The sequence below is a fragment of the Aliivibrio sp. S10_S31 genome (assembly GCF_014694495.1).
In the GTDB taxonomy this organism is placed as follows: Bacteria; Pseudomonadota; Gammaproteobacteria; order Enterobacterales; family Vibrionaceae; genus Aliivibrio; species Aliivibrio fischeri.
In genome coordinates, this window is record NZ_JAAUWR010000132.1 from 1 (window position 1) to 335 (window position 335).

1 rRNA gene is annotated in these 335 nt (G+C 50.1%); it reads left to right on the forward strand.

Annotated elements, in window-relative coordinates:
• Positions 1 to 335 (forward strand): 23S ribosomal RNA (locus HC728_RS19925); the annotation flags it as partial.

A 335-nucleotide genomic window follows, 5' to 3' on the forward strand; every position in this document is an offset into this window, starting at 1 on the left:
GGTCGAAGCTCTTGATCGAAGCCCAAGTAAACGGCGGCCGTAACTATAACGGTCCTAAGGTAGCGAAATTCCTTGTCGGGTAAGTTCCGACCTGCACGAATGGCGTAATGATGGCCACGCTGTCTCCACCCGAGACTCAGTGAAATTGAAATCGCTGTGAAGATGCAGTGTACCCGCGGCTAGACGGAAAGACCCCGTGAACCTTTACTACAGCTTGGCACTGAACATTGACCCTACATGTGTAGGATAGGTGGGAGCCTTTGAAGCAAGTACGCCAGTATTTGTGGAGGCAATCTTGAAATACCACCCTTGTATGCTTGATGTTCTAACGTTGG